Annotated in this window: 10 protein-coding genes and 1 tRNA gene; 7 read left to right on the forward strand and 4 right to left on the reverse strand. The window is 65.9% G+C overall.

The genetic code is table 11. The annotated features are described in order from the left end of the window. The first annotated feature begins 78 nt into the window (after positions 1-78). Positions 79-471, forward strand: coding sequence for a DUF423 domain-containing protein (locus ACWIQA_RS08640; protein ID WP_448582667.1), 393 nt, complete (start codon positions 79-81; stop codon positions 469-471). A gap of 202 nt (positions 472-673) precedes the next feature. On the opposite strand, the gene ACWIQA_RS08645 is transcribed toward ACWIQA_RS08640, so the two are convergent. Then, positions 674-2,935 (reverse strand): TonB-dependent receptor, encoded by a 2,262-nt coding sequence (locus ACWIQA_RS08645; RefSeq protein WP_448582668.1) that lies wholly within the window; start codon positions 2,933-2,935, stop codon positions 674-676. A gap of 353 nt (positions 2,936-3,288) precedes the next feature. Between ACWIQA_RS08645 and ACWIQA_RS08650 the strand changes: the two genes are divergently transcribed. After that, a complete protein-coding gene (locus ACWIQA_RS08650) occupies positions 3,289-4,593 on the forward strand; it encodes a polyhydroxyalkanoate depolymerase (protein WP_448582669.1) in 1,305 nt (434 codons plus the stop codon). An 18-nt stretch (positions 4,594-4,611) separates the two neighbouring features. On the opposite strand, the gene ACWIQA_RS08655 is transcribed toward ACWIQA_RS08650, so the two are convergent. Then, a complete protein-coding gene (locus ACWIQA_RS08655) occupies positions 4,612-6,411 on the reverse strand; it encodes an ABC-F family ATP-binding cassette domain-containing protein (protein ID WP_448582670.1) in 1,800 nt (599 codons plus the stop codon). Positions 6,412-6,524: 113 nt separating this feature from the next. Here ACWIQA_RS08655 and ACWIQA_RS08660 point away from each other — a divergent pair, with 113 nt between their 5' ends. The 5 genes from ACWIQA_RS08660 (at position 6,525) to ACWIQA_RS08680 (ending at position 9,679) form a co-directional block, all read left to right on the forward strand. Continuing rightward, positions 6,525-6,887: a PepSY domain-containing protein gene (locus ACWIQA_RS08660; protein ID WP_448582671.1), complete on the forward strand. Its 363-nt coding sequence runs from the start codon at positions 6,525-6,527 to the stop codon at positions 6,885-6,887. 24 nt (positions 6,888-6,911) lie between these two features. Further along, positions 6,912-7,568, forward strand: a complete 657-nt coding sequence (locus ACWIQA_RS08665; protein WP_448582672.1) for a response regulator transcription factor — start codon at positions 6,912-6,914, stop codon at positions 7,566-7,568. Further along, on the forward strand, positions 7,522-8,937 hold the full coding sequence (locus ACWIQA_RS08670) for a sensor histidine kinase (RefSeq protein ID WP_448582676.1): 1,416 nt from the start codon (positions 7,522-7,524) through the stop codon (positions 8,935-8,937). Before ACWIQA_RS08665 ends, ACWIQA_RS08670 begins: the two co-directional genes overlap by 47 nt. Before the next feature lie 48 nt (positions 8,938-8,985). Next, positions 8,986-9,060 (forward strand) — tRNA-Thr (locus tag ACWIQA_RS08675). Positions 9,061-9,118: 58 nt separating this feature from the next. Beyond that, positions 9,119-9,679 carry a sterol desaturase family protein gene (locus tag ACWIQA_RS08680; RefSeq protein ID WP_448582673.1) on the forward strand — a complete coding sequence of 187 codons (561 nt, stop codon included), beginning with the start codon at positions 9,119-9,121 and terminating at the stop codon, positions 9,677-9,679. 12 nt (positions 9,680-9,691) lie between these two features. Here ACWIQA_RS08680 and ACWIQA_RS08685 read toward each other — a convergent pair whose 3' ends face one another. Next, on the reverse strand, positions 9,692-10,630 hold the full coding sequence (locus tag ACWIQA_RS08685; protein WP_448582674.1) for a phytoene/squalene synthase family protein: 939 nt from the start codon (positions 10,628-10,630) through the stop codon (positions 9,692-9,694). An 8-nt stretch (positions 10,631-10,638) separates the two neighbouring features. After that, positions 10,639-11,943 (reverse strand): phytoene desaturase (locus ACWIQA_RS08690; RefSeq protein ID WP_448582675.1); only part of this gene is annotated, 1,305 nt, incomplete at its 5' end.

Below are 11,943 nucleotides of genomic sequence, written 5' to 3' on the forward strand. Positions count from 1 at the left end.
GGTGGTTGATCTTCGCAACATCTACCGGCCGGAGGAAATGGCCCGCCACGGCTTTTCCTACACCGGCGTCGGGCGGTGATGGCGGAACGGCCGGCCCGGTTCCTGCCGGCTCTGGCGGCGCTCAACGCCATCCTTGCGCTCACCTTCGGGACCTTCGCCGTGCACGGGCTGCCCCCGGGCCAGCAGCGGGACTGGATCATGACCGGGGTGCTCTTCCAGCTGCCCCATGCCGCTGCCGTGTTGGCGGTGCTGGCGTGGCGGCCCGGCCGCGAGGGGCGGATCGGCGCCTGGGGCCTCGCCGTCGGTGCCTTCATCTTTGCAACGGTGCTTGACGCTCTCGCGCTTGATGCGCCGCGCTGGGTGGCGGCCCTTGCCCCTATTGGCGGCACCATGATGATGCTCGCCTGGACCTGGATTGCAGGACTTGCCTTGCTTGGCGATCGGCTGCCGGGGGCGCGCCCGCCTCCCTAGCCAAGGGCCACGCTTCCATGTCGGGCATTCTGGACCCACACGCCGGACTGACGCATGGAGTGCGAAGGCAAGGGAAGCTGCCTTGACGCCGTCACGCCGGGCGACGAACCGCTGGCTGTGCAACGCCCAGCTGCAAGCGATGACGGGGGCGCCTGTTGCGGCAGCAGCGATTCCGGCGAGGAGGCCTCGCTGCTGCCAGGCCCTAGAACTCGAAGCCGATCTCGCCGCCGAAGGTGCGAAGCGGCCGTGCAGCCCCGAAGGAGAACAGCCCGGCAACCGGAAGTGCGGCAGAAAGCCCCTTGTCGTTCAAGAGGTTGCGGCCGAAGATGGTGGCCCTCAAGCGGGCCCGGTTGAGCTCGAACAGGTAGGTTGCCGAGGCATCGAGGAGGTGGCGGGCATCGGCCCGGCCGCGCGGGTCGTTGACCCTTGGGTCGAACCAGGCGCCGACGATGGTCGTCTGCAGGGCAGAAAGATAGCGCCACGACGCCGAGACGATAAGCTCGTTGCCGCTGCCGCCGACGGGAAGCGTCCAGTCACCACCGACGGATGCTGACCAGTCTGGCGTGCGGCGCAGCTCGCGGTTGGAGATGTCGGTCAAAACGCCGCCGATGAGGGTTTCGAACTTGTCGTAGCGGGCATCGAGCCAGCCGAGCGAGCCATAGAGGCTGAGACTGTCGAACGGCAGCGCGCGGACCTCCAACTCGATTCCCGAGATGGTCGCAGTGGCCGCGTTGGCGACAATCGTCTCCTGGCCCGCGGGCGGCGGCGCTGGGCGAACGATTTCCTCCTGCTTGTCATCATATTTGGTGATGAAGCCTGCGACATTGGCGGTCAGACGGTTGTCGAGCCACGTCGATTTGACGCCGAGCTCGTAGCTGTTGACGGTCTCGGGATCATAGGGGGTTCTGGCCGAAAAGTCCGTCTGGCCGCGGCCGTTGAAGCCGCCGGCACGATAGCCGCGGGCAAAGGCGAAATAGGCCAGGATGTCGGGCGTGATCCGGTAGTCGATCGAGGCCCTGGGCTGGAACTGCTGCCAGCTTTCGCTTGGCCGGGCGATGAACTGGGGCAGGCCGGTTTTCAGATAATCGTTCACGTAATTCTTGTCGTCCCAGTTGTAGCGGCCGCCGAAGCTGAGGCGCAGCGCATCTGTGACGCGCCACTGGACGTCGCCGAACACGGCCATCGACGCACTGTCGTGATCGACCCGGTTGCCACCCCGCGCAGGCAAGCCAGCGGCGAACTGCAGGAAGGGGCCGAAGAAGGTTGTCTGGTCAAGCTTGTAGTTGGCGAAGAAATAATAGGCGCCGGCCACGAAGTTCATCCGCTCGGTGATGTTTCCGGTTGCCCGGACTTCCTGGGTGAACTGCTTATATTCCTGAACTCTCAGCGTGTCGAAGAAGTTGACCGAGACGGAGTCGAAATCCTGGCGGACGCTCTCGTCGCTGGTGCGGTAGCCAGTGACCGAAGTGATGACGAAGCGATCGGTATCAAGGACGATATTGGCGGTGAAGGCGTCCCCCTTGTTGAGGGCAAGGCTCGGCACATTGGTGAAGGTTTCATAGAGCTGGTCTTCCGTCGTGCGGTTGCACTGGTTCCGGGGAGGGAGGAAGCCCGGCGGCAAGCCCGGAATCGGCGCGCAGATGAGGTCAACGCCAGTGCGGCCGAGGGGGCTGGTGTCGATCTCGGTCCGCTCGTCCACGCGCTCGTAGGTGAGGACGGCATCGAGGGCGCCGGTCTCGATGCGGGCAGTGATGCCCCACTGGTCGTAGTTGCGGCCGCCATAGTCGCGGCCAAGCGTCCGGTTGGTGTAGAAATCCTTGTTCTGGTTGTGGAGCCAGAAGGCCTTGAGGCTGACCAAGTCGGCGATCTTGGGCAGGTTGACGACGGTGCGCACATCGCGCCGGCCATTGTCATCGAAGGTGGCAAGGAGCTTCATGCCGAGCTCGCCGGTTGGCCGAGTGCGCTGGATGTTGATGACGCCTGCCGTCGTGTTGCGGCCGAACAGCGTGCCTTGCGGCCCGCGCAGGATCTCAACAGACTCGAAGTCGAAGACATCGAGCAGCTGGCCCGTGTTGGTGCCAAGATAGACTCCGTCGATCAAAACACCGACCGCTGGGTCGAAGCTTTTCTCGATATCCTCGAAGCTGATGCCGCGGATCGAGATGGCCGCAGCCGAAGGCCCGGCGTTGACCGGGTCGATGACGAGGTTCGGCACCCGGCCGACGAGGTCGCGGATGTCAGGCGCGGCGGCACGTTCGAGCTGGGTGGGCGCGATCGCGGAGACAGCGACGGGCGCATCCTGGATCGATTCCGCGCGCCGAGTCGCAGTCACGATGATGTCCTCAAGACCGGTGGTGGCCGCATCCTGGGCGTCTGCAGGCTGGGGCAGCAGCACCGCTGCCACCGGTGCGCTTGCCAGAAGGAACGCACGGACGCGGCCGTTCGTCTTGCGAAGAAACCTCATCTTCCTCTCCCTCCCGCCGCTGGCTGGGACCTTTTCAAAGGCTCTGCGACGGCGCCACGCCTCTCTAGCCACAGCTGGGCCGTGTGCGCGCTCTAAAATCCGCGAGCCAGAACCCGTCGGGCCAGTGCTGCGGCTTTTGGGCAACAGCTGCGTTCCCCTTCCATGCCGCAAAGGGGGCTGGACAAGGCCATCATCCGCGCTCAACTTGGTGCGGCAAAACTGCCGCAGGCGCGATGCAAGGCCGGCGGCGGGACCAGAAGTCGGCAGGCATGCCGGAGCTCAAGCGGCCGGGAGGCAAGGCCGCAAGAGTTTGGGCAGGCCGGCCGCAGAAGCGGGCGAGAAGGCGAACGGCGATGCTCTATGATGCCTATGAAGTCTCGCGCGGCTGGTTTGCCGGTGCAACTGCTGCCGCGCGGATCGGCTCGGGCTGGATGACGAGCTTCTTCAATCCGCTCGCCTATACGGGCGGAGCGCCAGTGGCAGCGGCTGCACTTGATGTCTTTGCCCATGCGATGAAGCCGCGCGGCAAGCCGGCCTTTGGCCTTGCTGAGACCATTATCGATGGCTGGCGGGTGCCAGTTGAGGAACGGATCGTCGATCGCCGCCCGTTCGGCCAGCTGAAGCATTTCGCCCGGCCAACGGTTGAGAGCTGTGACCCGACCGTGCTCGTCATTGCCCCCATGTCGGGCCACTATGCGACGCTGCTGAGGGGCACAGTGGAACGGCTGCTCCCCAACCATGATGTCTTCATCACCGACTGGCGCGATGCCAAGCTTGCTCCAACCGCGCTCGGCACCTTCAGCCTCAACGACTATATCGACTATTTGATCGACTGGATCGCGTTGTTGGGCGCCCGCGGCGAGCGGCCCCATGTGCTGGCAGTGTGTCAGCCGTCGGTTCCGGCCTTTGCGGCTGTTGCGCTGATGGCAGCAGCTGGCCACCCGCACCGGCCCTATACGCTCACCATGATGGGCGGCCCCATCGACACGCGCGAGGCGCCAACGGAAGTAAACCGCCTTGCCATGGAGCGGCCGCTTGCCTGGTTCGAGCAGAATGTCATTACGTCTGTCCCGCTCACCTATCCTGGCCGCGGCCGCCGGATCTACCCCGGCTTCCTCCAGCTCGCCGGCTTCATGGCGATGAACCTCGGCAACCATCTCGTCTCCCACTGGGAGATGTTCAAGCATCTGATTGCCGGCGATGATGAAAGCGCTGAGGCGACGATGCGCTTCTACGAGGAATATCTCTCCGTCTGCGACATGGATGCGCATTTCTACCTGCAGACGGTCGATGAAGTGTTCCAGCGGCATCTGCTGCCCAGGCGCGAATTTCGCCACCGTGGCGTCGTGGTGGACCCCGGTGCCATCACTGACACGGCCATTCTTGCCATCGAGGGCGAGCGGGACGACATCTCCGGCATTGGCCAGACCAAGGCTGCGCTCGGCCTCGCCCGCAACCTGAAGCCCGACCGGAAGGACTATTTCCTGGTGCCGGAAGCCGGCCACTATGGCATCTTCAACGGCAGGCGCTGGCGCGATCTTGTCGCCCCCGTGGTTGAGGACTTCATCCGCCTCCATGGTGCCCGTGCGCCGCTCCACCGGCCGGGCCCGTCGCTGCTGCCGGCGCAGGATATCCCGCCTGGAGTCGAGTTCGCCTAGGGGAGAGGTGCGCAGGGCTCAGCTGCCGAGCGCTTCGGCCCTGGCTGCGACTTCAAGCCAGCGCTCTTCCGCTTCCGTAAGCGCTGCGCGCACACGCGCAAGCTCTTCAGTTGCGGCCTGGAACCGCGCTGGTGCCCGAGTGTAGAGGCCAGGGTCGGCCAGTTCAGCTTCGAGCCGGTTTCGCGCGCGCTCAAGCCGCGCGATTTCGGCAGGCAAGCGATTGAGATCATGCTGATCCCGGAAGGAGAGCCGGCGCTGCGGCAGCGAAGCCGCGGGCGTTGCAGCCGCCGATGCTGGTGACAAAGGGCGCTCCCGGCCGGGCTTTCGCGGGGCAGCGAGCGCCCGCGCAAGTTCGGCATGGCCGCCGGCGACCAGCTCCACCCGGCCGGAGCCGTCGAGAAAACAGGTCATGGTGACAGTGCGGTCGAGGAAGTCACGATCGTGGCTGACGAGGAGCACGGTGCCATCGAAGTCGGCAATCACTTCCTGCAGGAGGTCGAGGGTCTCAAGGTCGAGATCGTTGGTGGGCTCGTCGAGGACGAGGAGATTGGCCGCACGCGCGCATTCGCGCGCCAAGAGCAGCCGCGCCCGCTCGCCGCCCGAGAAGCTGCCAACTCGCGCGTCGAGTGCCTCAGGGGAGAAGAGGAACTGTTTCAGATAGCCGCGGGCGTGCGTCCTTGTCCCCCGCACATCGAGCCAGTCGCCCCCATCTGCGAGGATGTCCCGCACCCGCTTGTCGGGATCGAGAAGGGCGCGCTGCTGGTCGATGGTGATCCCGGCAAGGCCGGGAGCGCGCCTGACCGTGCCGCGGTCGGGTGCGAGCTCGCCCGTGAGCAGTTTGAGAAGCGTGGTCTTGCCAGTGCCGTTGGCGCCCACGATGCCGATCCGGTCGCCCTGCAGGATGCGGATCGAGAAATCGGTGATGATGGGTCGGCTCCCGAGCGTTTTTGTGAGATGCTCGGCTTCGATCACCATCCGCGCCTTGGCGTCAGCGGCCTTGATGGCGAGCTTGGCAACGCCTGGGGCGCCCAGCATGGCGCGGCGCTCCGCGCGCAAGGCCTCGAGCCGCAAGAGCCGGCCCTGGTTGCGGCGTCTTCGCGCAGTGACGCCACGCTGGAGCCAGGAAAGCTCTTCTGCGAGCTTCTGGTCAAGCCTGGCGGCTGCTCGCGCTTCTGCCGCCAGCACTTCGTCAGTCCAGGCCTCGAAGCCGCCGAAGCCAACGTCCTTTCGCAACAGGGTGCCGCGGTTGAGCCACAGGCAGGCCCTCGTCAGCCGGGCAAGGAAGGCTCGGTCGTGGCTGATGACGAGGAACGCGCCCGTGTAGCGCGAAAGCCAGTCTTCGAGCCAGCGGATGCCTGCGATGTCGAGATGGTTGGTCGGCTCGTCGAGCAAGAGGAGGTCAGGGGTGCTTGCGAGCGCACGGGCGATGGCCGCGCGCCGGCGCTCGCCGCCCGACGCTGTGGCTGCCGGCCGGGTGAGATCAAGGCCGAGCTGGCCCGCAATGGCGGCGACGGCGTGCGCGGGCGGTGCGTCGTCGCCTGCGGCGGTGAAATCCGCAAGCGTTGCAAACCCCGCCATCTCCGGGTCCTGGGCCAGTGTGACGATTCGCGCGCGTGGCTGCACCGTGCGCCGGCCGCGGTCGGGTGCGAGGCTGCCGTCGAGCAGGCGAAAGAGGGTCGTCTTGCCGGCCCCGTTGCGGCCGATGAGGGCAAGCCGGTCTGTCGGGCCGATGAACAGCGACAGGTCTTTGAACAGCAGGCCATCGCCCTGGCGGAGTGCGATTGCTTCGAGCGCGACGAGAGGAGGCGCAGCTGGCATGCCGGCCACCTGCCATCGCTGGCGGAGCGCCGGCAAGCCCGGCAAGGCGTGGGGCATAATCCTGGCACATTCACTGCCCATTCACGGCTGCAGGCGGAGAAGTGGCATGAATCATGAGCGAAGTCTTTTCCCGAGGCGGCGGGCGCGCGCTGCTCGCGGCTGCTCTTGTTGCTTGCGGCACGCAGTTTCTGTTCTTTGCGCCAGCGCTGGCCCAGAGCAGCGGGTCGCGCGCGGCCGTCGAAGCGCGGGGTCGGCCGGTCAGCGACCAGGATGTCGCGCGTGCAGCCCGCGAGAGCGGCGAATACCGCTCACTTGAGGACCTGCTTGCAATTGCGGGCCGCGAAGGGCGCGGCCGCTATCTCGGCGTGGAGACCAGCTCGCCAGTCTATCGGTTCAAGTTCCGGCGGGAGGCTGGCGAGGTCGTCTGGGTTGATGTTGATGCCCGCTCGGGCCGGGTGGTCCGCATCCAACCCTGACGCTGCTCAAGGAGGAATGCCCCCATGCGTGTTCTGGTGGTTGAGGATGAACCGACGCTTTCCCGGCAGCTCCGCCGCAACCTGGAACAGGCCGGCTATGCGGTCGACCATGCGCCGGACGGCGAGGAGGGCCTGTTCCTTGGCGAGACCGAAAGCTATGATGCTGTCATCCTTGATCTTGGCTTGCCCGAAATCGACGGGCTGGAAGTGTTGCGCCGCTGGCGCTCTGCCGGCCGGCGCATGCCCGTCCTGGTGCTGACAGCGCGCGACAGCTGGTCGGACAAGGTGACTGGCCTGGATGCCGGCGCTGACGACTATCTTGCCAAGCCGTTCGAGACCGAGGAGCTGGTGGCGCGGCTGCGCGCCCTCATCCGCCGCGCCAGCGGCAATGCCTCTGCCCAGCTGGTCGCGAGAGACGTGGTGCTCGACACCCGCACTGGTCGCGTGACCAAGGCGGGCGAGCCCGTCAAGCTGACGGCGCAGGAATACAAGCTTCTGTCCTATCTCATGCACCACAAGGGCAAGGTGGTCTCGCGCACCGAGCTTATCGAACATATCTATGACCAGGACTTCGACCGGGACTCGAACACGATCGAAGTCTTCATCACGCGCATTCGGAAGAAGCTTGGAGCCGATCTCATCACCACCATCCGCGGTCTCGGCTACAGTCTCGACGGCTGAGACGCGCAGGCGCGCCCCCGGCTCGATCAGCCGGCGGATCCTGCTTCTTTCGCTGGCGTGGATTGCCGGGCTCACGCTGGGTGGCGGCCTCTTGCTCGACCGGCTGGTGACGGCCACCCTCATCCGCAACTTCGATGCCCAGCTGGCTGAGACCCTGCCCATCATGATCGCCGCTGCCGAGCTCGACTCCGCGGGCGATGCCTATTTCAACCGCGAGCCGGCCGAGCCGCGCTTTGCGGAACCCTATTCCGGGCGCTACTGGCAAGTCTCGGCCAAGGGCCGCAGCGATTTCCGCTCGCGTTCGCTTTGGGACCGTACGCTTGCGCTCGACCTCGACAAGGCGTGTCTGACGCTGTGCACATCGAGGAACGAGAGTTTCGACGACGAGCCGCTTCGCCTTGTGGAGCAGGATGCAATCATTCCCGGCTCGCCGGCCGTGTTTCGCTTTGCTGTCGCTGCCGCGGCTGCGCCGCTTGATTCCGAGATTGCGGCCATCCGGCGAACGCTCTGGCTTGCCCTTGGCGTGCTCGCCCTCGGGCTCGTGGCGCTCGCAGCACTCCAGGCAAGCTATGGTCTCCAACCGCTGCGGCGCATGTCGGCAACGATTGCCGACATCCGCGCCGGCCGGATCCGGCGCGCGCCCGAAGCCGATGTCCCGCCCGAAATCGCGCCGCTGGTGGCCGAACTCAATGCCCTCTTGGACCATGGCGCAGCCACCACCGAGGCCGCGCGGATGCACGCCGGCGATCTTGCCCATGCGCTCAAGACCCCGCTCTCAGTGCTGTTGAATGAGGCGGCGGCCAACAGTGCGGATCTTGCTGCCACGGTGCGGCGCGAGGCGACTGCAATGCGCCGCCATGTGGACCACCACCTCGCCCGCGCGCGTGCCTCCGCGCGCCGGGCCTCGAGCCAGGCCCGCGCGCCGGTCTGGCCGGTGCTCGAGCGGCTCCAGCGTGCGGTCTCGCGAATCTATGCCGAGCGCGGGATCGTCATTGACATTGCCGGCGACCGCGACGCGGTCTTCCAGGGCGAAGCCCAGGATCTTGAGGAAATGGCTGGCAACCTCATCGACAATGCCGCCAAATATGGCGGCGGCCGCGTGTTTGTGACCGTCCAGGCCCGCGGCGAGCGGCTGGAGATCCTGGTTGAGGACGATGGTCCTGGAATTCCCTCGGGCCTCGACCGCAAGCTGTTCGAACGGGGCTTGCGACTCGACACCAGCCAGCCGGGCACCGGTCTTGGACTTGCCATCGTGCGTGACATTGCCGAGATCTATGGTGGCAGCGTGCGCCTTGCTGAAAGCGCCGATCTGGGCGGCCTTGCGGCAACGCTTGCGCTTCCGGCCGCAGTCCGCCCGGCTGTTGCTTGACAGGCAGAGGGCGCATCGGCCAAGGGCGCGCGGCTTCGCATCGGGCATGCTGCCGTAGCTCAGTGGTAGAGCGCATCCTTGGTAAGGCTGAGGTCGCGAGTTCAATCCTCGCCGGCAGCACCATCCGCCATGCGGCACTGCGGGCCTTCAAGCCGGGGCCTCGCTCGGCTAAGACCGAGGGATGCACGTCTTTCACGGGGATATTCCGCTCTGGCTTGGGCTTCTGGTGGCCGTTTTGACCACGCTTGCCATGGAGCTCGTTGCCATCCTTGCGCATCGCTATGTGATGCACGGGTTCCTCTGGTCGCTCCACAAGTCGCACCATGAGCCGCGCACTGGCCGGTTCGAGAAGAACGACTGGTTTGGCGTGATGGGCGCCATCCCCTCCATCTTCCTCATCTTCGCTGGCTCGCTCTTGGGCTGGGGCGATCTTGCCACCTGGATCGGGATCGGGATCGCGGGCTATGGCGCCATCTACTTCGGCTTCCACGACATCATCGTGCATCGCCGGATCGAGACCGGCTATGTCCCGCGGTCGGCCTACATGAAGCGGATCGTCCAGGCGCACCGCCTCCACCATGTCGTCCAGTCGAAGGAGGGGACCGTCAGCTTCGGCTTTCTGTGGGCGCCGCCGATTGCCGAGCTCCAGCGCCAGCTGGAAGCCAACCGCCGGGCCGGCAAGGCGGTCATCCGCCAGAGTCCGGTCGGCAGGGGTCTCGAGGAGGACGTGGCGGGCAGCTGAGCAGCCGCGGCCTCAAGCGAAGGTGGGAGTCCAGAGCCCGGTGCGGTCGGCGGGAGTCGAAACCCGCACATTCCTCTTCCACAGTGCCTCGGGAAAGGCACTGATCACGGCGAAGAGTTTCTCACGCCGGCGCGTGAAGGTGCGCGTGGCGAGCGCTTCTGGGCCCTTTCCGCGCACCTTGCGGCCGATGTCGCCGTAGATGTGCGCTGCCGACAAGACTGCCCAGGCCTGGCGATTGCGGAGCGCTGGCACGCCATGCGCTGCGCTCGCCTCGTAGCGCTCGGCGAGATCGACGAGGCGGGAGACGACGCGGTGCAGGGCTTGGCGCCGTTCGGGCAGCGCATGGGTTTGCGCTGTCAGCCCCTCTCCGGCAAGCCAGTCGGCAGGCAAGTAACAGCGCCCGCGCGCGGCGTCTTCGGCGACATCGCGGGCGATGTTGTTGAGCTGGAAGGAGAGGCCGAGGTCAGAGGCGCGCGCCAGCACGGCATGGTCACCGGATGCGACTCCCATGACGAGCGCCATCATCACGCCCACGCAGCCTGCGACATGGTAGCAATAGCGCAGCAGATGCTCGCAATCGGCAACAGGCTCCCATTCCACATCCATCCGGAAGCCTTCGAGGAGATCATGCGGATAGCGTGCTGGCATGGCGACTTCGCCAGCAACGCGGGCGAGCGCATCGAATGCTGGCTCTCCCGTTTGCTCGCCGGCGAGCGCACGATCTGTCAGCTCCCGCAGCCGGGCCAGCCGCTCGGCCGGGCTGCCGCCCCAGTCATGATGGCCTTCGCCCATCAGCTGGCCGTCGATCACATCGTCGCAGTGCCGGCACCAGGCATAGAGCAAGGTGGCGCGTGCGCGTGTGCTGCCGTCGAACAGCTTCGAGGCGAGCGCGAAGCTCTTCGACCCCTGGCGAATGGTTGCACGCGCAGCATCCAGAACCGGATCCGCCACGGCGCCTCCTATTGCGCTTCAACCAATGCCGGCCCAGCGTTGGATGGCCAGGCTGGCGCTTCGGGATAGCGCGCGCCCATGTCAGCGAGCATCAGCTTGGCCGTTGCTTTGGCCGAGCCGACGACGCCCGGAATCCCCGCCCCTGGATGCGTTCCGGCCCCGACGAAATAGAGGTTGCGGAGCTCGTCGTCGCGGTTGTGGGTGCGGAAATAGGCGGATTGCCACAAGACTGGCTCAAGGCTGAAGGCGGAGCCGAGATGGGCATTGAGCTCGGTCCTGAAATTGGCGGGTGTGAACATCCGCTTGGTCACAAGGCGGGCCCGGAGATCGGGCACGATCCCGCGCTGCTCGAGATAGTCGAGGATGCGGTCGGCATAGATGGGGCCCACCTTGTCCCAGTCGGCAGCGAATTTCCCAAGATGGGGCACGGGTGAGAGCACATAGAAGGTGGAGCAGCCCTCGGGCGCCAGCTTTGGGTCGGATGCAGTGGGGTGGTGGAGGTAGAGCGAGAAATCATCCGCCAGCACGCCGGTGGCATAGATGTCATCAAGGAGCTCACGGTAACGTGGGCCGAAGATGATGGAATGATGGGCGATCTCCGGCGAAAGCCCGCGCAAGCCGAAATAGACGACGAAGAGGGACGGCGAGAAGCTCTTGCGCTGCAACGCCCGTGCCATCTTCTGCCCGCGCGGGTGGCCATTGAGCAGGTCGGCATAGGTGTGGACGACATCGCCGTTGGAAGCGACGGCGTCGGCTGCGATGCGGGTGCCATCGGCAAGAGTTACGCCTGTCACATGCGTGGAGAGCGCCTCGATCCGCGCGACCGGCACGCCGAGGCGGAATTGGCCACCAAGGTCGGTGAAGAGCCTGAGCAACCCTCTCACAAGCGCATGGGTGCCGCCGCGCGGAAACCAGACCCCGCCCTTCTTCTCGAGCGCATGGATCAGGGCATAGACGGACGAGGTGGTGAACGGATTGCCGCCCACCAGCAGCGTGTGGAAGCTGAAGGCCTCGCGCAACTGCGGGTCCCTGATGTAGCGCGCGACGATCGAATAGACCGAGCGGAACGCCTCGTAGCGCAACAGCGACGGCGCCGCCTCGAGCATGGTGCGGAAATCGCAGAAGCTTTCGGTGCCGAGCTTCTGGTAGCCCTCGCGGTAGACCCCTTCGGAGAAGCGCATGAAGGCGCGATAGCCTTCCGCGTCAGCCGGGTTCTTGGCCGCGATCTGCGCCATCAGGGCGGCGTCGTCGTTCGAATAGTCGAAGACATAGCCGTCTTCCCAGATGAGCCGGTAGAAGGGCGTCACCGGCAT

Source organism: Thermaurantiacus sp., assembly GCF_053487655.1.

What these genes read in the sequence shown, in the direction of transcription:
- ACWIQA_RS08640 (WP_448582667.1), top strand. Translation starts at nt 79, where the DNA reads ATGGCGGAACGGCCGGCCCGGTTCCTGCCGGCTCTGGCGGCGCTCAAC.
- ACWIQA_RS08645 (WP_448582668.1), bottom strand. Translation starts at nt 2,935, where the DNA reads ATGAGGTTTCTTCGCAAGACGAACGGCCGCGTCCGTGCGTTCCTTCTG.
- ACWIQA_RS08650 (WP_448582669.1), top strand. Translation starts at nt 3,289, where the DNA reads ATGCTCTATGATGCCTATGAAGTCTCGCGCGGCTGGTTTGCCGGTGCA.
- ACWIQA_RS08655 (WP_448582670.1), bottom strand. Translation starts at nt 6,411, where the DNA reads ATGCCAGCTGCGCCTCCTCTCGTCGCGCTCGAAGCAATCGCACTCCGC.
- ACWIQA_RS08660 (WP_448582671.1), top strand. Translation starts at nt 6,525, where the DNA reads ATGAGCGAAGTCTTTTCCCGAGGCGGCGGGCGCGCGCTGCTCGCGGCT.
- ACWIQA_RS08665 (WP_448582672.1), top strand. Translation starts at nt 6,912, where the DNA reads ATGCGTGTTCTGGTGGTTGAGGATGAACCGACGCTTTCCCGGCAGCTC.
- ACWIQA_RS08680 (WP_448582673.1), top strand. Translation starts at nt 9,119, where the DNA reads ATGCACGTCTTTCACGGGGATATTCCGCTCTGGCTTGGGCTTCTGGTG.